The following is a 24,616-nucleotide window of genomic DNA, read 5'->3' on the forward strand; positions in this document are numbered from 1 at the left end:
GAACCTGTGGTTTCGGCGATACGCTACGCCCACATTTCTGGAAAGTAAACAGATTCGGGCGAACTACGGACACGATCGGTCATCCCTCTTCGGTCTTCGCCTTGGACGGGAGCGCGAACATCATGGTGAAGATGACCGCGAGTACGGCCACCACCCACCACAGGGCGTGCTGAAAACCGTCGGCGAAGGCCGTCCGCATCGCGTGCGCCGGGCGGTCGTCGACCACGCCGAAGAACACCACGGACACCAGGCCGAGCCCCAGCGCGCTGCCCATCTGCTGCACGGTGTTGATCAGGCCCGACGCCGAGCCCGCGTGTTCGCGCGGCACGCCCGAGAGCACCGCGTCCGTCAGTGGGGCCACGATCAGTCCCATGCCCGCACCCATGACCAGCAGGGGCGGCGCCATCTGCCAGGAGCTGATCTCCAGGCCGTACCGGCCGGCCGCGCCGATGTAGAGCAGCAGCCCGATGATCATGGCCAGGGCGCCCGCCTGGAGGACGGCCCGGCCGAAGCGCGGAACCAGCTTCTGCACGGAGAGGCCGGCCGCGACCGATACGGCGAGGGAGAACGGCACCCCGGTGAGCCCGGCGTGCAGCGGGCTCCAGCCGAGGCCGATCTGCATGTACAGCGTCCAGACCAGGAAGAAGATGCCCAGGGCGACACCGAAAGTGAGCTGGACGGCGACGCCCGCGGCGAAGCTCTTGACCCGGAACAGCGACAGCTCGATCAGCGGTGAGCCGTCCTTGCGCGCCTTCCTCCGCTCGTACGCCACCAGCACCGCCAGGACGCCCAGGCTGCCGACCATGCAGATGTGGCCCCACAGCGGCCAGCCCAGTTCTCGCCCGCGGGTGAGGGGGTAGATCAGCATCAGCAGCGCGCCCGTCACCAGCACCACGCCCACCAGGTCGAGGCGGAGCGCCTTGGGCGCCTTGGACTCGACGATGAACCTCCGGCCGAGCAGCAGCCCCGCCACACCGACCGGCAGGTTGATGAGGAAGATCGGGCGCCATTCGAGGCCGAAGAGGTTCCACTGGGTGAGCAGCGCGCCGAGCAGCGGGCCCGAGACGGCGCCGAGGCCGACGATCGCACCGAACAGCCCGAAGACCTTGCCGCGTTCGTGGGCGGGGAAGGTGACGTGGATGATCGACAGCACCTGGGGCACCATCATCGCGGCCATCGCGCCCTGGAGCAGCCGCGAACCGACCAGCATCTCGGGACTGGCGGCGAACCCGCAGAGGGCGGACGCGATCGTGAAGCCGGTGATACCGATCAGGAAGAGCCGCTTGCGGCCATATATGTCACCGAGACGGCCACCAGTGATCAGCCCGGCGGCGAAGGCGAGCGCGTATCCAGCGGTGATCCACTGGATCGCCCCGAAGGTGGCACCGAGGTCCCGCTCGATGCTCGGGATCGCGATGTTGACGATGGTGACATCCACCAGGTCCATGAAGGCGGCCGTCATCACCACGGCCAGGGCCAGCCAGCGGCGGCGGTCGGCGGGCTGCGGAGTACCGGTCTCCGGAGCGCGTGTCTCCGGAGCGGCTGGGGATGATGGGGCATGGCTGGAGACGGCCGCGGCCGTTGGCGAGGTGGTGGGTGAACTCATGGGGACAAGCTAAGGAGCATCTAGGTCCATACATGTCCTAGATGGCGCGCATCATGGGCGCATGACCGACACCCCGGCACGGCTCCTGAGGCTGCTCTCCCTCCTCCAGACCCCGCGCGAATGGCCGGGCAGTGAGCTGGCCCAGCGGCTCGACGTCAGCGCACGCACCATCCGCCGCGACATCGACCGGCTGCGCGCCCTCGGATACCCCGTGGAGGCCACCATGGGGGCCATCGGGGGCTACCGGCTGGTCGCCGGTGCGGCGATGCCCCCGCTGCTCCTGGAGGACGAGGAGGCCGTGGCCATCGCCGTCGGTCTGCGGGCCGGGGCGGGCCACGCCGTCGAGGGTCTCGACGAGGCGTCCGTACGCGCCCTGGCCAAGCTGGAGCAGGTGTTGCCGTCCCGGCTCCGGCATCGCGTCGCCACCCTCCAGGCGGCGACGACGCCGCTCACCCGCGGGGACGGCGCGACCATCGATCCCCACACCCTCACGGTCATGGCCGGCGCCGTCGCGGGCACGGAGCGGCTGCGCTTCGGCTACCGCTCCGGGGACGGTACGGAGACGAAGCGGCAGGTCGAGCCGTACCGTCTCGTCTCGACCGGCAGTCGCTGGTATCTCGTGGCGTACGACCTGGAGCGCGACGACTGGCGTACGTTCCGGGTCGACCGGGTCAGCGAGCCCTTCGCGACCGGCGCCAGGTTCACGCCGCGCGAGCTGCCCTCGGGGAACGCGGACGCCGCCCAGTTCCTGACCCGGTCCATGTCACGGCTGCAGCCCCGGATGGACGTGGACGTCACCTTCCGGGCGCCGGCGGAGTTCGTGGCGGCCCGGATGCCCTCGTATCTGCCCGCGCCCGTGCCCACCGGGCCGCACTCCTGCCGGCTGCGCATGACGGTGTCCGACTCGCTGGAGTGGATCGCGCTGCGCCTGGCGCTGGTGGACTGCGAGTTCACCGCGCACGCCCCGGCGGAGCTGACGGAGTATCTGTACGAGCTGGGGGCGAGACTGACCCGCGCCTCCGTACCGGCCGGGTAGCGCCGCCCCGTACCGGCCGGGTGGCGGTGAGGGAGGCGTAAGGAGCGGGGAAAGGCGCAGGGGAGCCCCGGCACCTGGGGGGGGTTGGTGCCGGGGCTCGTCTCTGGGGGCCGACGGATCAGCCGCCCCGTACCGCTCGGTGAGCGAGTGCGGGTAAGGGGGACACTACGGCCCTGGAACGGCGACGTCACGCCGCCGCGTCGAAGCCGGTGTCCCGAGCCATCTTTTTCAGTTCGAGCAGCGCGTGCTTCTCGATCTGGCGGATCCGCTCCCGCGTCAGGCCGTGCTGCTTGCCGACCTCGGTCAGCGTGCGCTCGCGGCCGTCCTCGATGCCGTACCGCATCTTGATGATCGACGCCGTGCGCTGGTCGAGCCTGCTGATCAGGTCCTCCAGCTCCTCGCTGCGCAGCAGCGTGAGCACGGACTGCTCGGGCGAGATCGCGGAGGTGTCCTCCAGCAGGTCGCCGAACTGGGTGTCGCCGTCGTCGTCCACCGCCATGTTCAGGCTGACCGGGTCGCGGGCCCAGTCCAGGACGTCGATGACGCGCGCCGGGTTCGAGTCGAGCTCCGCGGCGACCTCCGTGGGCTCCGGATCGCGGCCGTGCTCGCGGTTGAACTCGCGCTGCACGCGGCGGATCCTGCCCAGCTCCTCCACCAGGTGGACGGGGAGCCTGATCGTGCGCGACTGGTCGGCTATGGAGCGCGTGATGGCCTGGCGGATCCACCAGGTCGCGTACGTCGAGAACTTGAAGCCCTTGGCGTAATCGAACTTCTCGACCGCGCGGACCAGCCCCGCGTTGCCCTCCTGGATGAGGTCCAGCAGCGGCAGGCCACTACGCGGATAACGGCGCGCGACGGCCACCACGAGGCGGAGGTTCGAACGTATGAAGACGTCCTTCGCACGGTCGCTCTCGGCGACCAGCGCCTCCAGCTCCTCGCGCGAAGCGCCGGCCGCCCCGCTCTCCACCACTCCGTCGAGGATCTGCCGGGCGTAGACCCCGGCCTCGATGGTCTGGGACAGATCCACTTCCTTCGCCGCGTCGAGAAGCGGCGTACGAGCGATCTCGTCGAGGTACATGCCGACCAGGTCGCGGTCGGCGATCTCCCCGCCTACGGCGCGAACACTGCTTGCCGCTTTCGCCCCGCCGGAGGCGGAACGACGGGCGACGGCACGGGTTGCCATGCGAGCTCCCTTACTGAACTGAGTAGGTCGCGACACCCTCCCGGGTGCCCTGCATCCGTTGGAAACAACGACTGGAATCCGGACAGAATTCCCATGGCGTGCATAGATTTTCTGATCATGCAGTACCCTGTGCCGCCGACCGGGTGACCCCCACTCTCCGCCGGGCGCAGAAGTGCAGGTCAGGACGGTTGCCGAGGCTGGTGCCGACCGCGCTCCGTGAGGAGTGCGACCGGCGGCTCCAGCAGGTCCGGTCACTTCTTGAAGACGATTCGCCCGCGTCTTTGGTTGCTCAGGGCGCCGGCCCTGACGCCCTCGGCGTGCACGCCACCGGCCGCGAGGACGCCCGTACGTCCGCCTGCCCGCCCCTTCCTCCGGCACTCCCCCGCACTCGGCCGAACCGGTCCCCGGCTGGACGAGTCCTCGACCGGACCGTTCCTCAGCCGAACTGGAGCGATCGCTTCGCCAGGCCCAGCCAGAAGCCGTCGATGACGCTCCTGCCGGTGCCCAGTTCGCCCTCGGCCGCGCCGAGCGTCACGAACAGTGGGGCGAAGTGCTCGGTGCGTGGGTGTGCCAGGCGGCCGGCCGGGGCCTTGTGTTCGAAGTCGAGCAGGGCATCGACGTCCTGCGCCTGGAGCGCCCGCGTCCCCCAGTCGTCGAACTCCGCCGACCAGCCGGGCACCCCGCCGCCCGGGTGGCGCAGCGCGGCGAGGTTGTGGGTGAAGAAGCCGCTGCCGACGATCAGGACGCCCTCGTCCCGCAGCGGGGCCAGCTTGCGCCCGATCGCCAGCAGCTTGCGCGGGTCGAGCGTCGGGAGGGAGATCTGGAGTACGGGGATGTCCGCCTCGGGGTACATCTCGACCAACGGTACGTACGCCCCGTGATCCAGCCCGCGCCCCGGCACGTCCTGTACGGGGGTGCCGGCGCCGCGCAGCAGCTTGCGCACGGAGTCCGCGAGCTCCGGGGCGCCGGGGGCGTCGTAGCGCACCTGGTAGTAGTGCTCGGGGAAGCCCCAGAAGTCGTACACGAGCGGTACGGATTCGGTCGCGCCCAGCGCGAGCGGGGCCTCCTCCCAGTGGGCCGAGACCATGAGGACGGCCTTGGGGCGGGGCAGCGTCGCCGACCAGGCCGCCAGCTCCCCGGGCCAGACCGGGTCGTCGGCCAGGGGCGGGGCCCCGTGGGAGAGGTAGAGGGCGGGCATGCGCTCGGCAACGGCGTTCATGGCGACTCCCGGGGTCATCCGTGTCGACGTCCACGCGTCCCCACCCGGACGTCTGCTTGAAAGCTCAAGCATTCATTACTTATCAGCTTAACCAGATCTAGTTTAACTTTCAAGAATGAGTACAGTGGAGTACATGACCATGGCATCCACCGGCGGCGCAGCCGGCCCAGGCGAGGACACCGGCGCAGGATCCGAGGACCGGGCGGAGGAGACGCGCTGGCTGAGCGACGAGGAGCAGCGCGTCTGGTTGACGTACCTCCAGGCGACGACCCTCCTGGAGGACCACCTCGACCGTCAGCTCCAGCGTGACGCGGGTATGCCGCACATCTACTACGGACTTCTCGTCAAACTCTCGTCGGCGCCGCGCCGCCGGCTGCGCATGACACAACTCGCCATGGAGGCCAAGATCACCCGATCGCGGCTCTCGCACGCGATCGCGCGGCTGGAGAAGCACGGCTGGGTGCAGCGCGAGGAGTGTCCCTCCGACAAGCGGGGGCAGAACGCGTTCCTGACGGAGCAGGGCTTCGAGGTACTGAAGCGGTCGGCGCCGGGTCATGTCGCCGCCGTACGCCAGGCGATCTTCGACCGGCTCACCCCGGAGCAGGTCGGCCAGCTCGGCGAGATCATGCGTGTGATGGCGGAGGGGCTGCAGCCCGAGGGGACGGGCGCGGACCTGCCCTGGCGCCGCTGACTCCGAGGAGCGGCGGCGCCAGGGCGGATCCGTCGTCGTCCGGCCGGTGGCCCGTCATCCGGCCGTGGGCCGCAGGCCGCGGACCACGAGCCGCGACCCGCAGGCCGCGGCCCACGGGGCTGCGGACCGCGGGCTACATACCGCAGGGCCTACGGGACCGCGGCCGGCCGTTTCGCCTTTCGCTTCCGACAGGTGCGGTGCGGGCCGGTCAGTGCATCGCGACCGGGATCCGCGCGTCGTCCGCCTCCGCGCCTTCCGCACCGCCCGCGCCGGTGGATCCCGTGGAGGATCCGGGGCGTCCGGTGTTGATGAAGGTGACGGCGATCGTCGCCGCGACGGCGAGGATGCCGACCGCCCACCAGATGGCGCTGGAGAACCCGGCCACCAGGGCGCGCATCTGGAGGAGCCGCGCGTCGCTCGCGGTGGCCGCGTGCGTGGCGAGGTACGAGGTCGTGGCCGAGGCCGCGATCGTGTTCAGCAGGGCCGTACCGATCGCGCCGCCCACCTGCTGCGAGGTGTTGACCATCGCCGAGGCGACACCCGCGTCCCGCGGTTCGATGCCGAACGTCGCGAGCGACATGGCCGGCATGAAGGCCGTACCCATACCGAGGCCCAGCAGGAGCTGGCCCGGCAGGATCACGCCCGCGTACGAGGAGCCGAGGTCGATCCGGGTCAGCAGCAGCATGCCGATGGCCGCGACCAGGAAGCCGGGGCCCATCAGGTAGCGCGGCGGGACCCGGGTCATCAGCCGGGCGCCGATCTGGGTCGAGCCCGTGATCATGCCCGCGATCATCGGGAGGAAGGCGAAGCCCGTCCTGACCGGCGAGTACCCCTGGACCACCTGGAGGTAGTACGTCAGGAAGAGGAACAGGCCGAACATCGCGATGATGGCCAGACCCAGGGAGAGGTAGACACCGGCGCGGTTGCGGTTGGCGACGACGCGCAGTGGCAGCAGCGGGGCCTTTACCTTCGACTCCACGACCGTGAAGAGGAGGAGCAGGGCGACGGCCGCCACGAAGAGGGTGATGGTGACGGGGTCGGTCCAGCCGTCGGACTCGGCGCGCGTGAAGCCGTACACGAGCGAGACCAGGCCCAGCGTGGAGAGGACGACGCCGGGGATGTCGAGCGCGGAGCGGTTACGGCCTGAGGCGGGCTCGCGGATCACGAAGTACGCGCCGAGAGCGGCCACGATCGCGAACGGGATGTTGACGAAGAACGTCCACCTCCAGTCCAGGTATTCGGTGAGGAACCCGCCGAGGATCAGCCCCACGGCGCCACCACCACCGGCGATCGCACCGAAGATGCCGAACGCCTTCGCGCGCTCCTTGGCGTCGCTGAAGGTGACCGCGAGCAGCGAGAGCGCGGCGGGCGCGAGCAGCGCGCCGAAGGCGCCCTGGAGCGCACGGGCGCCGAGCAGCATCGCCTCGCCGGTCGCGGCGCCGCCGATGGCGGACGCGGCGGCGAAGCCGATCAGGCCGGTGACGAAGGTGCGCTTACGGCCCCACAGGTCGGCGATGCGTCCGCCGAAGAGCAGCAGACCACCGAAGGCGAGGGCATAGGCGGTGATGACCCACTGCTTGTTGCCGTCGGATATCCCCAGGTCCTGCTGGGCGGAGGGCAGCGCGATGTTCACGATGGTCGCGTCGAGCACGACCATGAGCTGCGCCAGGGCGATGAAGACGAGCGCTTTCCAGCGGCCTGGGTCGGGGGCGGACAGGGCGCCCGGGTCGGGAAGCCGCTGTTCGGCTGTTTTTGGCATGGCGGTATCCACCTAAGGATGCAGAAAGGGCGAAACGTACGTAAGTACAGGCGACGCTGCGGGACTTACGAAGTCATGGCGGGCTGATGGCTACGGCGTGAAACCGTCACGGGCAGCGCGTGGCCTTCTGGCGGGCTCTGCGCCGGGACGGGTGCGTGGCGTGGGTGACGTGGGTGGTGTGACGTGCGTGCGCGAAGCATGAAGCGTGGTGCGAGTGGCGTGGTGCGTGTGGCGCGGATCGGGTGAGGACGTGCGTGGCGTAAGCCGCCGGCGTCGTGGCCGGGTCGGCCCCCTCGCCCGCGGACCTTGGATCCGTTGCCGCCGGCTCTTCGCCTCTTCGCTCCGCTTCGGTTCTTCGCTCTTCTTCGGCGCTTCTGGTTCTTGGGTACTTCTCGTTCTTCGGTTCTTGGTTCAGGGGCGCGTCACGGTGCGGCGCAGCGCAGATCCTCCAGGGTCGCGGCCGAGCCGGGCAGTTCGGACCGGGCGGGCGCCTCCAGGCCGTCCAGGAAGAGGTGGAGGTGCCGGTGCACGAACCGGTCCATCGTGAGACAACGGCTGTCGGGCAGCGGCCGCGTGAGCTGGGACAGCGCGACCATCAGGTCACCGGCCTCGACATCGGGACGGAGCCGCCCCGCCTGCCGCGCCCGCTCCATCAGCCCTTCGACGGCGCCTTCGAGGCGGCGCCGTTCGGCGTCCACGTCGGGACGCTTGCTGTCGAACGCCTCGGAGAGCATCGGACAGAGCGCCCCGATCCGTTCGTCGGCCGCGGCGTGTGCGAAGCGGCGCAGCGCGGTGAACGCGTCGGACTCCTCGGCGGCGAGCCGTTCCGCCTGGTCCGCGACGCGGGCCATGACGTACCGGACGACCTCGTGCACGAGGGCGTGCCGGTCGGGGAAGTGCCGGTAGAGCGTGGCGTTGCCGATGCCGGCGCGACGGGCGATCTCGTCGAGCGGCGCCTCTGAGCCGTACTCCACGTACACCTCACGGGCCGCCGCCACGATCCGCTCCCGGTTGCGCAGCGCGTCCGCGCGCGGCCGGGCGACGCGGCGCGCCCCCGGTCCGACGGCGGCGGCGACGGCGACGGCGGCCTCGGTGATGGCGGCGGTGGCGGTCACGTCGGGTCCCTTCCCAGCTCTCGGTACTTTGATCTGTTCCGCGGTCTGTCCTGCGGCCTGTTCCGCGGTCCGCAGGTTCCCCGTCATCCGGGGACGTAGATGCAAACGGGGAACTTGTCCCCGGTTATTTCTCCGGGCGATGTGACCTGGGTCACGCATCCGCATTTACGGTGGCTTGCCCCGATCGGCGCACCCAGCGGGCGCCGACACGCCGACCGACGGAGGGTGATCGAACGGAGGACAGCCGGGACGGCAGGCTGCCGAGACCGAAGGCGACCGTATGCAGCAGAGGCGTCTCATACCCACCACCGGCTCCCGCCGCCTCTGCGCCCTGGCCGGCCTCGCGGCGCTCGGCCTCGCCGCCCTGACCACCGCGAGCGGCACCCTCCCGCCCCCCAACCGCGCCTCGTCGGGGCCCGGCGCGATGAAGGACGTGAGCCGCGGCCCGTGCCGTATCTCCGCCGCCACGGCCGTACAGATGTCGGAGGGGCTGCCCACTCCGCCCGGCTACTCCCGCTCGACCGGCAAGGTCCGCGCCCTCAACCTCATGATCGACTTCCCGGACGCGCAGGGCCCCGGGAAGGCGGCCGACCGGCTCGCCGAGTTCTTCCCGCAGACGTCGGAGTGGTTCAGGACCAGTTCGTACGGGCGCCTCGACTACCGTCCGGACGCGCCGATCAAGTCCTGGCTGCGGATGCCGCTGCCGTTCGCGGAGTACGGGATAGAGCGCGGGGCGCCGTACGAGCCCGGTTACCGGCGGCTCGTCGACGACATCGTGGCCGCCGCCGACCCTCGGGTGGACTTCGCCGCGTACGACCTGGTCAACATTCTGGTGACGCCCAACGCCGGCCCCTCGGCCCTGGACACCGTCCTGTCCGTGACCTTCTCCGGCAACGCGGACGCCCCGCAGGCGGACGGCGTCCCGCTCGCCAACACGTCGTTCGTCTACAGCCGCCAGGACGACGGCTCCGGCTCGTACGGCAACACCGGCTACCGGGTCCTGCCGCACGAGAACGGCCATGTCTTCGGCCTCCCCGACCTCTACACGGTGGACGGCGGCGGCTCGGTCGGGCACTGGGACATCATGTCCGAGGACTGGGGCGCCAACAACGATCTGCTGGGCTGGCACAAGTGGAAGCTCGGCTGGCTCGACGACGAGCAGATCGGCTGCGCGTCGGGGCAGGGCAGCAGCGAATACCTGCTCGGGCCGCTGGCGACGTCGGGCGGTCCGAAGATGGCCTTCGTGCCGGTCTCCGCGGAGTCGGGGTACGCGGTGGAGGTACGGACCCGGGCCGGCAACGACGAGGCGGTCTGCGAGCCGGGCGTGCTGGTCTACCGCGTGGACGCCGCCGTGGACACCGGGCGCGGCCCGGTCACGATCGCGGACAGCAAGGAGAACAGCGGCGGCTGTACCCGGCGGCCGAACGTCCACGCGGAGCTGTCGGACGCGCCGTACCGGCCGGGTCAGTCCTTCGTGGACCGCGCCAACCGCATCCGGATCTCGGTGCTGTCGCAGGAGCCGGACGACCACTTCAAGGTGCGGGTGACCCGGTCCTGACGCGTCCGTCGCGGAGGGTCGCGGGGACGCCGGTGCCGAACCAGCCTTCCCACGCGGGCGCCTGGCCCCAGTAGCCGCGTACGAGGGACTGGCCGCGCAGCCACAGCTCCCCCGCCTCGTCGATCCGAACTTCCGTGACGGGGGTGGGACGGCCCCCGGAGAACACGTCGCCGCATGTCTCCGTCAGGCCGAAGGTGCCTCCGGAAGAGTCGCCGAAGGAATCTCCGGAACCGGGAACTTCGCTTCCGTCGTCGCGCCGAGGCCCGTCCATGACGCGGAGCGCGCCGCCCGCCGCCATCGCCGCGTACACGCGCGTGAGCGCCTCGACACGCGGGAAGGGGTACGTCAGTGGCGTGACCGGGACGGGACCCAGGCCCGGGATCTCCCCGCTGTCGAGGGCGGCGACCGCGGCGAGGTAGCGCGCGTTCATGGCGGCTCCGGCCTGCGCGAGCTGGGTGGCGACGGCGCCCCGCGGCCGGCCGGACGGCCCCGGCACGTAGCTGATCGTGGCGTCGTCCTCGGCGCGCACCTCGACATCGGGCGGGGCGGCGTACCGGTCGGGCGCGGGCAGGTCCTCGTACCGCTCGGTCCCCCCGCCCACCTCTCCCCCGTGGCGGCAGACGACGGTCCGTACGGCCCCCGCGCCCTGGCGCGCCGCCCAGCGCCGCACGCGCGGCAGCCGCTCGCCGTCCACGAGCAGCACGCGCGGCGCGCAGTCGTCCAGCGCGTACGCGATCTCGTCCTCGGTCCACGCGGCGTCGAGCGGTACGGCGACGAGTCCGGCCAACTGGGCGGCCCAGAAGGCGGTCTGCCACTCGGGGAGGTCGCCCATCGCGAGGGCGGCGCGGTCGCCGGGGCGCAGTCCGTACGCGTCCACGAAGTGGTTGGCCAGCGCGGTCGCGGCGGCGAAGAACTCCCCGTACGTGTACGGGGCGTCGGCCGCGTACGGAGCCTCCGCCGTCGCCGGACGCGGGGACCCGGCGCCCAGCAGGAACGGCCGGTCGCCGTAGGCCCACGTCGCCTCGACGAACTCGCGCAGGGTGCGCGGCCCGTCCGCGTACACGAGTGAGCCGTTCTCCGTCCGTACGGTGGCGAAGGGCGCCCCGGGCGCGGACAGCGCGGCGACCCTCCGGCCGGCGTGGCCGGCCTGGCCGGTGTGCATCACGGGCCCCCTTGAACGGTCGCCTGAACGGTCGCTCGGTACCCTACGCCGGGCCCCGCTACCATGACGGGCTGTCAAACAAGTGTGATCAAGCGAGCATCAGCGGGAGAAGCAGTGGCTGTGGAGTTCGGCGAGGGCGCCCATGCCGCGCAGCGCTGGTCGGCGCGGATCTCCCTGGCCTCCTCCGGTGCGGCCGTGCTACTGCCACTGGCGTACGCGGGGGCCGCCGCCAGCCTGATGCTGGTCGGGACCATCGTGGCGGGGACCGCGCTCACCGCCGCGGCCGTCTGGTGGATCCTGACCCGGCGCGGGGCCGCCCGCGCGGGGGCCGTGGCGCTGGCCGTGGCGACCCCGGTCACCGTCTTCGCGATCTTCGCGGCGGCGAACCTGCTGTGGCTGGTCCTGGTCTGTGCCGCGCTGTGGGCGGTGGCCGTCTGGACGGGCCGTACCGCCCTCAGCAGTACGGGCGACACGCGCACCCCCGCCGTGACGGAACACGCGACACCGCCGCCCCGCCGGCCGTTCCTCATCATGAATCCGCGCTCCGGCGGCGGGAAGGTGGGCAGGTTCGGCCTGCGGGAGAAGGCGGAACGCCTCGGCGCGCGGGTCGTGCTGCTCGATCCGGACCATCCGCGGGACGTCGCCGCCCTCGCCCGCGAGGCCGCCGACGACGGAGCCGATCTGCTGGGCGTGGCGGGCGGCGACGGGACGCAGGCCCTCGTCGCGGCCGTGGCGGCGGAGCGAGGGCTTCCGTTCCTGGTGATCTCCTCCGGGACCCGCAATCACTTCGCCATGGACCTCGGGCTCGACCGCGAGGACCCGTCGGCCTGCCTGGACGCGCTGACCGACGGCGTGGAACTCCACGTCGACCTCGGCTTCGCGGGAGGGCACCCCTTCGTCAACAACGCGTCCTTCGGGGCGTACGCGGCGGTCGTGCAGAGCCCCGCCTACCGCGACGACAAGGTACGCACCACGCTCGACCTGCTGCCCGAGCTGCTGACGCACGAGCGCGGCCCGCTGCTGACCGTCACCGCGGCCGACACCGACGGAACGCCCGTCACCGTCACCGGCCCGCAGGCCCTGCTGGTGAGCAACAACCCGTACCGCACGGAGGATCCGGCCGGTCTCGGCCGGCGCGAGCGGCTGGACGCGGGCGTGCTCGGGGTGCTCGGCGTACGGGTCGACAGCGCGGCGGAGGCCGCCGGGCTGCTGCGCGGCAGGCAGTCGGCCGGGCTCACGGTCCTGACGGCCCACCAGGTGACGGTGGACGCGGACCGGGCGGAGATCGAGGTCGGCGTCGACGGGGAGGCACTGATCCTGCCCACACCCGTACGGTGCCGCGTCGAGCCCGGCGCCCTGCGGGTACGCGTCCCCAGGAACCGGCCGGGCGTTCCGCCGGTACAGCCGCCCCTGGACCGGCGGCGGCTGCGGAAGCTGGCGGCGGCGGTCGGACGGACGGCCGTCGGACGCCGCGAACGCCCCGCCCTGTAGGACAGCCCCCTCAGCCCCCCTCAGCCCCCCTCAGGCCGACTCAGACCCCAGGCCGGCCCAGGCCCCCTGCGAACGTACGGGACCTGGGCGGACTCGTCGCGCCTTCCCTCGCCGCGCCCTCCCTCCCTGCGCCTTCCCTCGCCGCGCCCTCCCTCCCGACGCCTTTCATCCGAACCTGGATTGCAGGAGCGAGTCATGGGCTCTACTGTGAGACCGAGTTTCACTTTGGCGATGCGTATGCACGATCGAGACGGAGATGCCGCACCATGTCCGAGAACCAGAACCAGAACCACGGCCAGAGCCCGGACCCGAGCCGGCCCACGCCTCAGCCCGACACCATCGGGACCCTCGGACTCATCGGCACCGGCATGATCGGCAGCGCGCTGGCCCGCCTCGCCGTCGCCGCCGGCCTGGATGTCGTCCTCAGCAACTCGCGCGGCCCCGAGACCCTTGCCGACCTCGTCGGCGAACTCGGCGCGCACGCGCGGGCGGCCACGCCCGCCGAGGCCGCCCGCGCCGGTGACCTGGTGGTGGCGACCATCCCGCTGCACGCCTACCAGCGGCTCTCCCCGGCGGACCTGGCCGGCAAGGTCGTCATCGACACGATGAACTACTACCCGGAGCGCGACGACCGCGTCGCCGAGCTGGACGCCGCCGAGCTGACCAGCAGCGAGCTGGTGCAGCGGCACCTGGCCGGCTCCCGGGTGGTCAAGGCGTTCAACAACATCGACTTCCGCCGTCTGTTCACCAGCGCCCGGCCCGCCGGCGCCGCCGACCGCAGCGCCCTGCCCCTCGCCGGTGACGACGCGGAGGCGAAGGCGCGGGTGGCGCGACTGCTGGACCTGATCGGCTACGACGCGGTGGACATCGGCCCGCTCACCGAGAGCTGGCGCAGCGAGCCGGGCACCTCCGGCTACGTACTGCCGTACATGGCAGCGCGCCCCATGGGGCTGGACGAGGAGGCGACGCGGCGCTGGTTCTTCGAGACGCCTGGGGCGGTGCTCCCCGCCGACCGGGTCAGGGAACTGGCCGCCACGACCGACCGCGCCCCCGCGGGCGGCAGCAGCGCGGCCATCACCGACGACTGAGCCGGGGACGACCGCGCCTCACCACTTCCTGTCGGCGCGTCAGCACGGTGCTTTCCGTCAGTGCTTCACCACCGTGCTTTCCGTCAGTGCTTCATGTGCCGGCGGATCCAGGCCGCCTGTCCGCCGTCGACGAGCAGGTCGGTGCCCGTGATGTAGAGCGACTGCGGCCCCGCGAGGAAGGCCACGGCGTCGGCGATCTCCCCGGGCGTGCCCGTACGGCCCGCGCCGCACGCCTGGACCATCCTGAGCATGTGTCCCTCCGGATCCGCGTCGACCTCGGCCCGCGACATCGCGGTGGAGATGACCCCGGGGCTGACGGTGTTGATCCGGGCGCCCCGCAGGTTCCAGGCGAGCGCCGCGGCCTCCACCCGTACGTGGTTGGCGCGCTTGGCCAGGATGTACGCGGCCGTCGCGTCCTCGCCGACGGCGGCGACCGCGCCGAGAGCGAGCAGTTCGCCCGCCGGGGCCGTCGCGAGGGCGGCCTCGTCCTCGGGGCTCAGCGAGGCGTAGTGGCCGGCCATGCTGGAGACGCAGACGAGCGAGGTGCCGCGGACGGCCACCCGCTCGAACGCCTCGATCACATGGACCGTGCCGAGCAGGTCGACGTCGAAGATCTTCCGCGCCGACGAGGTGGCGGCGGCGACGCCCGCCGTGTGCACGACGGCCGTCAGCCGCCCCTCGCCCGCGGCCGTGTCCGCCAGCTTCTCGACGGACGCCCGGTCGGACACATCGGTGAGCACGCCCTGTACGGCGTACCCCTCGGCGCTCAACGCGTCCACGGCCCGGTCGAGTTGGCCCTGTGAGGCGTCGGCGATGATCAGCGTCCGCCCGCTGCCGAGCCGCCGCGCGACGGCCGACCCCATGCCCCCCGCCCCGGTGACGACCACCACGTCCCGCGCGTCGTCGTACGTACGCTCCTGCATGAACGGCCTCTTTCTCGTTGTCCGGTGAGTTGTCCGGCGCGTGCCCGGAGCATTGCCCGGCGCGTTGTCCGGCACGTCGTCCGGCCAGGTGTCCGGCCAGGTGTCCGGTGAACGGCGGTCAGGCCGCCTCGGTGGCCCCGGCCGGCACGGTCCCCTGCCAGGAGGCGCCCGTCGCGATGGCCTGGCGCCACTGCCGGATCTCCTTGGGCGGCATCCCGACCGCGAGGGCCCCGGCCACCCGGTCCCCGGTGCGGTACGCGGCCACGAACCGGCGCTCCGCCAGGTCCCCGGCCACGACGGCGACCTCGTCATGGCCGCGCAGATAGCCGTACGCCTGGACCTTCATGTCGTACTGGTCCGACCAGAAGTACGGCACCGGCGCGAACGGCTTGCGCGCGTCCGGGCGGAGCAGGTTGCGGGCGGCGGCCATGCCCTGCTCCGCCGCGTGCGTACGGTGTTCGATCCGCATGTCCACGCCGAACAGCGGGTTGTGCCAGCGGGCCACGTCGCCCGCCCCGTACACACCGGGGGCCGCCTCGCAGTACGCGTCGCACACCAGCCCGTCCCCCACCGTCAGCCCGCTGTCCGCCAGCCACTCGGTGTTGGGCAGCGACCCGACGGCGACCAGCACCTCGTCGGCCTCGACCAGGCCGCCGTCGCCGAGGAGCACACCGTCCTCGGTGATCTCCTGTACGGAGACGCCGGTGCGCAGATCCACCCCGTGCTCCAGGTGGGCCCGCGACAGCACCTCTCCGACCGCCGTGCCCACCGCGTGGGCCAGCGGTACGGGGGCGGGCTCGATCAGGGTCACCCGCGCGCCGAGCCGCCGGGCCACGGCGGCGGCCTCCGCGCCGAGGAACCCGGCGCCGACCACCGCCAGGTGCCGCCCGGGACCCAGCCGGTCCCGCAGCGCGAGGGCGTCGTCCAGGGTGCGCAGGACATGGGCGCCCACGCCGGGCAGCCGCCGGGGCCGTACCCCGGTGGCGGCGATCAGCCCGTCGTACGCCACCCGGGTCCCGTCCGCCAGCCGTACCGTACGGTCCGCGGTGTCCAGCCCGGTCGCCGCCGCCCCCAGCCGCAGGTCGAGGCCGAGGGCGTCGAGGTCGGCGGCCGGGCGCAGCGGCAGCCGCTCGGGGCTCCACTCGCCCGAGAGGATCTGCTTGGAGAGCGGGGGCCGGTCGTACGGGGCCCTCGGCTCGTCCCCGATCAGGGTGAGGGTGCCGTCGTACCCCTCCCTGCGCAGGGTCTCGACCGCCGCGAGCCCGGCGGCCGAGGCGCCCACGACGACGATCCGCTTCACTGCTCGACCAGTCGGATCGCGGCGGCCGGGCAGATGGCCACGGCTTCCCGCACCCCGTCGAGGAGGCCGTCGTCAGGGTGCTCCTCCAGCACGATCGCGACGCCGTCGTCGTCCCGCTGGTCGAAGACCTCGGGGGAGGCCATCACGCACTGTCCCGCTGCCACGCATTTCGGCTCGTCCAGTTCCACGCGCATGGTGTTCACCTCTGTTAGATCGTGGGGGGTTGATGGTGGTGAGAGGGGTCTACCAGGCGACCGGCAGGCTGTGCACCCCGTAGGTCGTCCCGGTGTGGTCGAACTCCAGCTCCTCCAGCGGGGCGTCCAGCCGCAGCGTGGGGATCCGGCGGTAGAGGGTGCTGTAGACGACCTGGAGCTCCAGCCGGGCGAGGTTCTGGCCGAGGCACTGGTGCGGCCCGTACCCGAACGCCTGGTGGGTGCGCGCCGGCCGGGTCAGGTCCAGGCGCTGCGCCTCCGGGAACGCCTCCGGGTCCCAGTTCGCCGCGTGCAGGTCGAAGATCATCCCGTCGCCGGCCTTGATGACGACGCCGCCGATCTCGATGTCCGCCTTGGCGACGCGCCGTACCCCGGTCTGCACGATCGTCAGGTAGCGCAGCACCTCGTCGACCGCGTTCGCGACCACCTTCGGGTCGTCGGTCTCGCGCAGCAGGGCGAGCTGGTCGGGGTGTTGCAGCAGCGCCAGCGTGCCCAGGCTGATCATCGTCGCGGTGGTCTCGTGACCGGCGATCAGCATGGCGACGCCCATGTGGACGGCCTCGGTCCGGCTCATCTCACCGGCCTTGACGCGTCCGCCCATCTCCGAGAGCACGTCGTCGCCGGGGTGCTCCAGCTTCTCCCCGAGCAGCTTGTCCAGGTACGCCGCCAGGGCGCCGCTGACCTCGCGCGCCTTCTCCGGCGCCACCGTGCTGTCCAGCACCGTGCTGCTGCTGGTCTGGAAGAACTCGTGGTCCTTGTACGGCACCCCGAGCAGCTCGGCGATCACGAGGGACGGCACCGGCAGGGCGAACGCCTTGAGGAGGTCGGCCTCGGCCGGTCCGGCCAGCATCTCGTCGATCAGGTCGTCGACGATCTTCTGGATGGGCTCGCGCATCTTCTCGATCCGCTTGACGACGAACGGCCCGTTCACCGTCCGGCGCAGACGGGTGTGTTCCGGCGCGTCCGTGTTCGTGATCATCCGCGGCGACACCGGGGCGATCTGCGCCCGGTGCGCGTTGACGTACGGGAACCCCGGGTCGAGGTCGTCGTCGCTGACGCGGGAGTCGGTGAGCAGGGTGCGCTGGTCGGCGTGGCGGGTGATCAGCCAGGGCGTGCCGCCGTTCCAGATCCGCACCTTCGTGATCGGTTTCTCCGTACGCAGCTCCTGCGTGGCCGGAGCCGGCGCCAGCGGGCACCGCTCGGCGCGCGGCAGCGGGTACTCCGGCAGCGCCGACGCGCCGCCCGCGGGGCAGGTCAGGGTCTCGGTCATGGCGTCTCCTCCGTGCTGTGGGGGGCCGAGGTCCGGGAGGTTGAACAACTCGACTGCACACCATGGAAAGGGAGCGGACTGACGCGCTCCAGCCAGTTACCTGACATAACCCTGACGTGACGCAGATCACGACCCAATGGGGAGATTGGCCTGGTTCGCCCGTATCGGGCGGTGCACGTCAGGCGGTACGGCTCAGAGCGTCGGCCCGCAGGTGAGCAGGAGCGGGAAGACGGGCGCCGCGACCGAGGCCGCCACGATCGCGAGCCAGGTCGCACGGTGCGGCCTCGGCTGCGGGGCGAGGACCCGGCGCACCCGGATCAGCGTGCCGGGTCCGCCCGCGCCCAGCGCACCCCGGGGCGCCCGGCCCGCGGCGACCTCGCACATCGCGGCGGCCAGCGTCTCCCGGGGATGGCGGCGCAGCGCCCGGTCGTCCGCGGCCATCTCCAGCAGCAGCGCGGTCTGCGCCCGGGCGTGCCGGGCGAGCGGCAGGCCGGGGAAGGCACGGGCGAACGCGTCGGTCGCCATGTGGAGCAGGTGGTGGCGGCCCGCGAGATGCGCGTGCTCATGGGCGAGGACCGCGCGGAGCTGGTCGTCGGAGAGGACGTCCAGCGCGCCGCGCGAGACGACCACGCGCCGGCGCCGCCCCGGCAGGCAGTAGACGGCCGGTACGTCGTGTTCCACGACGGTGGCACCGTACTCGGGGGCCGGGACGCCGACGAGGGCGAGCAGGTCGAGCCGGCGCTGCCTGGCCCGGCGCGAGCGCCACGCCGTACGCAGCAGCGAGCCCAGCGGGAGGAGCACGACCGCCGCCGGGACCAGGAGCGGGACAGCTCCACCGGCCGGGGGCGCAGCGGATACGGCGGACGACGCGCCGGGCGCGGCGGACGGCACGGCCGGTGCTCCCCCGGAGCCGACCGGCGCTCCCCCGGAGCCGACCGGCGCTCCCCCGGAGTCAACCGGCGCGCCCCCCGAGCCGACCGGGGCGTCCGCCGCCACGCCGCAGATGCTGAGCAGCCCGACGACGCCCCGGTGCACATGCTCCTCGGTCAGCACCAGGTGGTACGCGGCCAGCGCGACGGAGACCACGAAGGTCACCATCAGCCCCTGCCAGGCCAGCACCGCGACGGCCGGGGCGCGGTGCGCCCACCGCGCTCTCGCCAGACCGTACGGCGCCACGGCGCCCACCAGAACCGCGTACCCGGTCAGCGCCAGGGCGGCGATCATGCCCCGCTCCGCCGCTTCGCGGTCCGCAGGGCGGCCCGCAGCGCGTCGGCCTCCTCCGGGGTGATCTGCTCCACGAAGCTGACCAGGGCGCCCGCGGGGTCCGGGTTGCCGCCGAGGGCGTCCTGCATCAGGGCCGCCGTGTACTGCTGGCGCGTGCCGGTGGGCTCGTACACCCAGGCCCGGCCCTCCTTCTCGCGCCGGAGCATGCCCTTGCGGTAGAGGATGTCGGCCACGGTCTTGACCGTGCTGTAGGCGAGGGGGCGCTTCTTGTTGAGGTCCGTCAGCACGTCGCGCGCGGTCGCGGGACGGCCCCAGGCCCAGAGGCGGTGCATGATCTCCGCCTCAAGCTCGCCAAGCTGTCGCACAGCCGCTCCCCTCGCTCCCCTCGCCCCCGGACCGCTCATCGTAGCTTCCGGACCGGACCGGGCACTCAGAGCCAATCGACTTAGCAGTACAGCAGAATGTGCGCCGCTCCCGGCAGCGCGCCATGACGAGTCGAAGGACTCCATCTGCGGCTGCCGTACCCGCCCTTGGAGCTGAAGAGCTAACGTGCTTAGTATTCGAACGGCCGATTCGGACCGGAGTCGGAGTCACCGGAGTCGGAGACAGAGAAGGAGCTGCCCCATCGTGGCGTCCCACCGCCGTCCCAAGCCGCAGCGCAACGCCTACGGAACGATGCTCACGGCCACCGCCACGGCCGCGGTCGCCCTGTCGGCACAGTCCGCCTCGGCCGACCCCCTCCCCGACCCGACCAAGAAGGGCGTCAAGGCGCAGGTCGACCGCCTCTACGAGGAGGCCACTCAGGCGACCGAGAAGTACAGCGGCGCGAAGGAGAAGGCAGGCACCCTCCAGAAGGAGGTCGACGCCCTCCAGGACGCCGCCGCCCGCAAGCAGGCCGACCTCAACGAACTGCGCGACCGTATCGGCTCGATGGCCGCCGACCAGTACCGCAGTGGCGGCCTCGCCCCGTCCATGCAGCTCCTGCTCTCCTCCGACCCGGACGCCTACCTCGACCAGGCGACCGTCATGGACCAGCTCGGCGCCCGCGACGTGAGCGACCTCCAGCAGTTCCAGGCCCAGCAGCGCGAGGTACGGCAGCAGCGCACGCAGGCCGCCACGAAGCTGACGGAACTCCGCGACACCCGGGCCGAGCTGGGGCGCAAGAAGCAGGAGATCCAGGGCAAGCTGGCCACGGCGCAGAAGCTCCTCAACACGCTCAGCGCCGAGGAGCGGGCCAAGATCACCGCCCAGGAGGACCGCGCCAACCGGGACAGCGCCCGCGTGGAGCTGGGCAACGAGGCCAGCGCGTCGTCGCGCGGCGCCGCGGCGTTCGCCGCCGCCAAGAGCCGGGTCGGCATGCCGTACGTGTGGGGGGCCACCGGTCCCGGCTCCTTCGACTGCTCGGGACTGACCTCCTGGGCCTTCAAGCAGGCGGGCGTCTCGATCCCCCGCACCTCGCAGGCCCAGGCGAGCGCCGGGACCCGTGTCAACTCCCTCGGGGACCTGAGGCCGGGCGACCTCATCATCATGCGCACCGACCTGAGCCATGTGGGTTTCTACGCCGGCAACGGCCAGATACTCCACTCACCCAAGCCCGGGGCGCAGGTCCGTTACGAGTCGATCGCGCGGAGCGGTATGCCGTTCATGTGGGGCGTACGTATCTGACGTACCGTCACCCGACCTGCCCAGTAGGCGTGTTCACCGGCCGGCCCGGCCGGGTTCGGCCGCCCGGCGCCAGGCCGCGTCGCGCAGCAGGCGCAGGCCGTTGAGGCCGACGATGACGGTGGAGCCCTCGTGTCCGAGGACGCCGAGGGGCAGCGGCAGGTGGCCGGCCAGGTCCCAGACGACCAGGCCGGTGATGAACACGCCCGCGATGACGAGGTTCTGGACCACGAGGCGGCGGGCCGCGCGGGAGAGGGCGACGACGGCGGGGATGGTGGCGAGTTCGTCGCGGACGACGACGGCGTCGGCGGTCTCCAGCGCGAGGTCGGAGCCGGCCCGGCCCATGGCGACGCCGGTGTGGGCGGCGGCCAGTGCGGGGGCGTCGTTGACGCCGTCGCCGACCACGAGCACCCGGTGCCCGGCCGCCTCCCGCTCCCGTACGGCCGCGACCTTGTCCTCGGGCAGCAGTCCGGCGCGTACGTCGGTGATGCCCGCCTCCTCGGCGAGGCGGGCCGCGGCGCGCGGGTTGTCGCCGGTCAGCAGCGTCGGCGCGGTGCCGGTCAGGGTGGTGAGGGCGGCGACGGTGGCGGCGGCGTCGGGCCGCAGCCGGTCCGCGATGCCCAGCACGCCGACGGGGACGCCGCCCCGCCGGACGAGGACCGCGGTACGGCCGCCGTCCTCCAGCTCCGCGACGACGGCGGCGACCGCGACCGCGACGGAAGCCGCGACCACGCCGGATTCCGCGCCCGTACCGCCGTCCCCGTCGGCCAGGAGCCGGGCCGGGGCGCCGACCGCGACCGTACGGCCGTCGACGACGGCGGTCACCCCGACGCCGGGCGCGGAGGTGAAGTCCCGTACCTCCGCGAGCGCCAGGCCGCGTTCGCGGGCGGCGCCGACGACCGCGCGGGCCAGCGGGTGTTCGCTGGGGCGCTCGGCCGCCGCCGCGAGGCTCAGCAGCGCGTCCTCGGAGAGCCCGGAGCCGGGCAGCGGGCGGAGGTCGGTGACGCGGGGGGTGCCTTCGGTGAGGGTGCCGGTCTTGTCGAGGGCCACGGTGTCGATCTGGCCGAGGCGTTCCATCACGACGGCGGACTTGACCAGGACCCCGTGGCGTCCGGCGTTGGCGATGGCGGAGAGCAGCGGCGGCATGGTGGCGAGCACCACGGCGCACGGCGAGGCGACGATCATGAAGGTCATCGCCCGCAGCAGCGAGTCGGTCAACTGCGCGCCGAAGCCCAGCGGGATCGCGAAGACGGCGAGGGTGGCGACGACGATGCCGACCGCGTAGCGCTGTTCGACCTTCTCGATGAAGAGCTGGGTCGGGGCCTTGGTCCCGGACGCCTCCTCGACCATCGCCACGATCCGGGCGATCACCGAGTCGGACGCGTCCCGTTCGACCGTGACCCGTAGTGCGCCGGTCCCGTTGAGGGTCCCGGCGAAGACCTCGTCCCCGGCCGCCTTCGGTACGGGCAGGGGTTCGCCGGTGATGGTGGCCTGGTCGACCTCGCTCGCCCCGTCGGCCACCCGGCCGTCGGCCCCGACGCGCTCACCGGGCCGGACGAGGACGGCGTCGCCGACGACGAGGTCCGCGGTGGCGACCGTCCGCTCCTCGCCGTCGGCGTCCAGCAGGGTCGCGGTGGCGGGGGCGAGGTCGAGCAGTCCGCGTACGGAGTCGGCGGTGCGCGCGGTGGCCAGGGCCTCCAGCGCGCCGGAGGTGGCGAAGATGACGATCAGCAGCGCGCCGTCCATCACCTGCCCGATGGCGGCCGCGCCGAGGGCGGCGACGATCATGAGCAGGTCGACGTCGAGGGTCTTCTCCTTCAGCGCCAGCAGCCCCGCGCGGGCCGGTTCCCAGCCGCCGGTCAGGTAGGCCGCCGCGTACAGCGGACCCCAGCTCCAGGCGGGGGCGCCGGCCAGCTGCGCCGGGAGCGCGACCAGGAAGAGCGCCAGCGCCGTGGCCGCCCAGCGGGCCTCGGGCAGCGCGAGGACGCGCGTACGGCGCCGGGGCGCGGCGGTACTCCGGCCGGGCGGGGCCGAGTCGGGGGCGGGGCGCTCGGCGAGGGCGGAAGACATACGGGTTCCTTCGGCGTACGGCGGCACGGGGCGACGCGCTCACCGTACAGGAAAGAATGAACACCTCTTCATTTATGCCCGAGAGCGATGCCCGGGGCCGCCGGTTCCCGCACAGGGTGCGCACCTGCTGGACGCGGGCTCGATGCCATGCCCTCACCGTAGGGACGGCGGGAGGCACCCGGGACGTGGACGAGGGCGGTGGGCGGCGGGGGCGACGGGACAGCGGGGGCCGCGGGGGCTGCGGGGCCGTGGGGGCGACGGGACAGCGGGGGCTGCGGGGCCGCGGGGGCGGCGGCCCGCCCGTGCGCCACTGACAAAGTGCCCCGGCGCGAACCGTGCACGGCGCCGGCCCCGTGCCACCATGCGCCCATGAAAGCAGCGTACACAGAGGCGTTCGGGCCGGCGGACGCCATTCGGTTCGGTGAACTCCCCCCGCCCGTGGGCGGCCCGACGGACGTGCTGGTCGATGTCCTCGCCACCACGGTCAACCCGGTGGACACGTTCATACGCTCCGGCGCCTGGCGGACCCCGGTGACCTTTCCGTTCGTCGTCGGCCGTGACGTGGTCGGCACGGTCTCCGCCACCGGCGCGGGGGCGGCCGGCTTCGCCGTGGGGGACGTGGTGTGGTGCAACAGCCTCGGCCACGGCGGACGGCAGGGGGCCGCGGCGGAGCGCGTGGTGGTGCCGGTCGACCGGCTCTACCACCTGCCGGACCGGGCCTCCCCCACGGCCGCCGCGGCCGTGCTGCACCCGGCGGCCACGGCGTATCTCGCGCTGTTCACCCGCGGCGCGCTGCGCACCGGGGAGACCGTCCTCGTCGTCGGGGCCGGTGGGAACGTGGGCGGCTCGGCGGTCGTGCTCGCCGCCGAGGCCGGCGCGCGGGTGATGGCCACGGCCCGCTCCGGCGACGAGGAGTACTGCCGCGGCCTCGGAGCGGCCGGCTTCGCCGACTACCGCGATCCCGAACTCGCCCGGCGCTGCATGGACTTCGCGCCCCACGGGTTCGACCTGATCGTCGACGCTGCGGGGTGGAACGACCTGGACACAGCGGTCGGCCTCCTCGCCTTCCGCGGCCGTGTGGTGGTACTCGCCGGCCTCCGGTCACGTCCCGTACTCCCCGTGGGGCCGCTGTACCTCAAGGACGGCTCCGTCACCGGTTTCGTCATCTCACGCGCCACGTCCGCCGAACTCGCCGATGCCGCCCGTACGGTGAACCGGCTTCTGGCGCGGGGGCGTCTGCGCTCCCGGGCCGTCGAGGAGGCACCGCTGAGCGCCGCGGCCGAGGTCCACGCCCGGCTGGAGGGCGGGCACCTGCACGGCAGGCGGGTGGTCCTGCGCCCGGACCTCGACGCCTGAACCGGCCGTCACGGCACAGCGGACGCCCGGACCGGGCCCCCGCCCGGCGGAGCCGACCTGACGGATCCGTGCGGCGTCCGTTGACCGGGTTCCACGCCACTGGCGACGCTTCCGGCCATGACGGATTCGAAATTCGAGAGCACCCCGCCGAAGAGCGCCCCGGCCTTCCAGGTCAGCGCCGAGACACACGTCGACGCGTCCCCGGACGCGGTGTACGCCACGGTCAGCGACCTGCCGCGCAGCGGCGAGTGGAGCGTCGAGTGCACCGGCGGGCAGTGGATCTCCGGCACCCCCGCGACCGTGGGCGCGGTCTTCCGCGGCGAGAACCACCGGCCCGAGGACGTGGTCGCCTGGGCCCCCGTCGTACGCGGCGGGTGGACCACCGAGTCGGAGGTGGTCGAGGCCGAGCCGGGCAGCTCCTTTCACTGGGCGGTCCGGGACCGTGCCGGGCGGCGGCAGGAGAGCGTCTGGTCGTTCGAGACGCGGGCCACGGACCACGGCTGTGTCCTGGTGCACCGCTTCTGGATGGGCCGGCACACCGAAGGCATCCGCGGGATCACCGCCGGCATGGACCCGGCGGAGAAGCAGAGGTTCTTCGCCGACTGGACGGCCAAGCTCACGGCGGACATCACGGCCACCGTCCAGCGGATCAAGCAGGTCGTCGAGAAGAGCTGAACCGGCACCGCCCGGA

At 72.6% G+C, this 24,616-nt stretch carries 21 protein-coding genes; 8 read left to right on the forward strand and 13 right to left on the reverse strand.

The window, feature by feature from the left end:
- Window positions 1-79: 79 nt before the first annotated feature.
- The gene (locus ACFXPL_RS20695; protein WP_384921268.1) at window positions 80-1,606 is read right to left on the reverse strand and encodes an MFS transporter; all 1,527 of its coding nucleotides are present in this window, start codon (window positions 1,604-1,606) and stop codon (window positions 80-82) included.
- Between the two features lie 61 nt (window positions 1,607-1,667).
- Here ACFXPL_RS20695 and ACFXPL_RS20700 point away from each other — a divergent pair, with 61 nt between their 5' ends.
- Entirely contained in the window at window positions 1,668-2,642 is a 975-nt protein-coding gene (locus tag ACFXPL_RS20700) for a helix-turn-helix transcriptional regulator (protein WP_384921271.1), read from the forward strand.
- Window positions 2,643-2,829: 187 nt separating this feature from the next.
- On the opposite strand, the gene ACFXPL_RS20705 is transcribed toward ACFXPL_RS20700, so the two are convergent.
- The gene (locus tag ACFXPL_RS20705) at window positions 2,830-3,825 is read right to left on the reverse strand and encodes an RNA polymerase sigma factor RpoD/SigA (protein WP_384921274.1); all 996 of its coding nucleotides are present in this window, start codon (window positions 3,823-3,825) and stop codon (window positions 2,830-2,832) included.
- Window positions 3,826-4,261: 436 nt separating this feature from the next.
- A complete protein-coding gene (locus tag ACFXPL_RS20710; protein WP_384921277.1) occupies window positions 4,262-5,044 on the reverse strand; it encodes a dioxygenase in 783 nt (260 codons plus the stop codon).
- A 124-nt stretch (window positions 5,045-5,168) separates the two neighbouring features.
- Between ACFXPL_RS20710 and ACFXPL_RS20715 the strand changes: the two genes are divergently transcribed.
- Complete coding sequence (locus ACFXPL_RS20715) at window positions 5,169-5,735, forward strand: MarR family winged helix-turn-helix transcriptional regulator (RefSeq protein WP_384921341.1); 567 nt, start codon at window positions 5,169-5,171, stop codon at window positions 5,733-5,735.
- Between the two features lie 208 nt (window positions 5,736-5,943).
- Here the strand turns inward: ACFXPL_RS20715 and ACFXPL_RS20720 are convergent, their stop codons facing one another.
- Window positions 5,944-7,494 (reverse strand): MFS transporter, encoded by a 1,551-nt coding sequence (locus ACFXPL_RS20720; RefSeq protein ID WP_384921280.1) that lies wholly within the window; start codon window positions 7,492-7,494, stop codon window positions 5,944-5,946.
- 422 nt (window positions 7,495-7,916) lie between these two features.
- On the reverse strand, window positions 7,917-8,591 hold the full coding sequence (locus ACFXPL_RS20725; RefSeq protein ID WP_384921345.1) for a TetR/AcrR family transcriptional regulator: 675 nt from the start codon (window positions 8,589-8,591) through the stop codon (window positions 7,917-7,919).
- 298 nt (window positions 8,592-8,889) lie between these two features.
- On the opposite strand from ACFXPL_RS20725, the gene ACFXPL_RS20730 reads away from it, so the two are divergent.
- Entirely contained in the window at window positions 8,890-10,167 is a 1,278-nt protein-coding gene (locus ACFXPL_RS20730; RefSeq protein ID WP_384921283.1) for a M6 family metalloprotease domain-containing protein, read from the forward strand.
- On the opposite strand, the gene ACFXPL_RS20735 is transcribed toward ACFXPL_RS20730, so the two are convergent.
- Window positions 10,142-11,329 carry an AMP-binding protein gene (locus ACFXPL_RS20735; RefSeq protein ID WP_384921286.1) on the reverse strand — a complete coding sequence of 396 codons (1,188 nt, stop codon included), beginning with the start codon at window positions 11,327-11,329 and terminating at the stop codon, window positions 10,142-10,144. The genes ACFXPL_RS20730 and ACFXPL_RS20735 overlap by 26 nt on opposite strands.
- Window positions 11,330-11,443: 114 nt before the next feature.
- Here ACFXPL_RS20735 and ACFXPL_RS20740 point away from each other — a divergent pair, with 114 nt between their 5' ends.
- Both ACFXPL_RS20740 and ACFXPL_RS20745 read left to right on the forward strand, forming a co-directional pair.
- Window positions 11,444-12,820, forward strand: coding sequence for a diacylglycerol/lipid kinase family protein (locus tag ACFXPL_RS20740; protein WP_384921289.1), 1,377 nt, complete (start codon window positions 11,444-11,446; stop codon window positions 12,818-12,820).
- A 266-nt stretch (window positions 12,821-13,086) separates the two neighbouring features.
- Window positions 13,087-13,908, forward strand: coding sequence for an NADPH-dependent F420 reductase (locus ACFXPL_RS20745; RefSeq protein ID WP_384921292.1), 822 nt, complete (start codon window positions 13,087-13,089; stop codon window positions 13,906-13,908).
- Window positions 13,909-13,991: 83 nt separating this feature from the next.
- On the opposite strand, the gene ACFXPL_RS20750 is transcribed toward ACFXPL_RS20745, so the two are convergent.
- The 6 genes from ACFXPL_RS20750 to ACFXPL_RS20775 form a co-directional block, all read right to left on the reverse strand.
- The gene (locus ACFXPL_RS20750) at window positions 13,992-14,831 is read right to left on the reverse strand and encodes an SDR family oxidoreductase (RefSeq protein ID WP_384921294.1); all 840 of its coding nucleotides are present in this window, start codon (window positions 14,829-14,831) and stop codon (window positions 13,992-13,994) included.
- A 118-nt stretch (window positions 14,832-14,949) separates the two neighbouring features.
- A complete protein-coding gene (locus ACFXPL_RS20755; RefSeq protein WP_384921297.1) occupies window positions 14,950-16,131 on the reverse strand; it encodes an NAD(P)/FAD-dependent oxidoreductase in 1,182 nt (393 codons plus the stop codon).
- Entirely contained in the window at window positions 16,128-16,325 is a 198-nt protein-coding gene (locus ACFXPL_RS20760) for a ferredoxin (RefSeq protein WP_384921300.1), read from the reverse strand. Before ACFXPL_RS20760 ends, ACFXPL_RS20755 begins: the two co-directional genes overlap by 4 nt.
- 49 nt (window positions 16,326-16,374) lie before the next feature.
- Window positions 16,375-17,613 carry a cytochrome P450 gene (locus tag ACFXPL_RS20765; protein WP_384921303.1) on the reverse strand — a complete coding sequence of 413 codons (1,239 nt, stop codon included), beginning with the start codon at window positions 17,611-17,613 and terminating at the stop codon, window positions 16,375-16,377.
- A gap of 192 nt (window positions 17,614-17,805) precedes the next feature.
- Window positions 17,806-18,837: a M56 family metallopeptidase gene (locus ACFXPL_RS20770; protein WP_384921306.1), complete on the reverse strand. Its 1,032-nt coding sequence runs from the start codon at window positions 18,835-18,837 to the stop codon at window positions 17,806-17,808.
- Entirely contained in the window at window positions 18,834-19,202 is a 369-nt protein-coding gene (locus ACFXPL_RS20775; protein ID WP_329822284.1) for a BlaI/MecI/CopY family transcriptional regulator, read from the reverse strand. The genes ACFXPL_RS20770 and ACFXPL_RS20775 overlap by 4 nt, the downstream gene beginning before the upstream one ends.
- A gap of 262 nt (window positions 19,203-19,464) precedes the next feature.
- On the opposite strand from ACFXPL_RS20775, the gene ACFXPL_RS20780 reads away from it, so the two are divergent.
- Complete coding sequence (locus ACFXPL_RS20780) at window positions 19,465-20,502, forward strand: NlpC/P60 family protein (RefSeq protein ID WP_384921309.1); 1,038 nt, start codon at window positions 19,465-19,467, stop codon at window positions 20,500-20,502.
- A gap of 33 nt (window positions 20,503-20,535) precedes the next feature.
- On the opposite strand, the gene ACFXPL_RS20785 is transcribed toward ACFXPL_RS20780, so the two are convergent.
- Entirely contained in the window at window positions 20,536-22,569 is a 2,034-nt protein-coding gene (locus ACFXPL_RS20785) for a heavy metal translocating P-type ATPase (protein ID WP_384921313.1), read from the reverse strand.
- A 369-nt stretch (window positions 22,570-22,938) separates the two neighbouring features.
- Between ACFXPL_RS20785 and ACFXPL_RS20790 the strand changes: the two genes are divergently transcribed.
- Together ACFXPL_RS20790 and ACFXPL_RS20795 are read left to right on the forward strand one after the other, a co-directional pair.
- A complete protein-coding gene (locus ACFXPL_RS20790) occupies window positions 22,939-23,925 on the forward strand; it encodes an NADPH:quinone reductase (RefSeq protein ID WP_384921316.1) in 987 nt (328 codons plus the stop codon).
- Between the two features lie 117 nt (window positions 23,926-24,042).
- Entirely contained in the window at window positions 24,043-24,600 is a 558-nt protein-coding gene (locus ACFXPL_RS20795) for an SRPBCC family protein (RefSeq protein ID WP_384921319.1), read from the forward strand.
- The last annotated feature ends 16 nt before the right edge of the window (window positions 24,601-24,616 follow it).

It is taken from the genome of Streptomyces sp. NPDC059092, assembly GCF_042756365.1.
GTDB lineage: Bacteria > Actinomycetota > Actinomycetes > Streptomycetales > Streptomycetaceae > Streptomyces.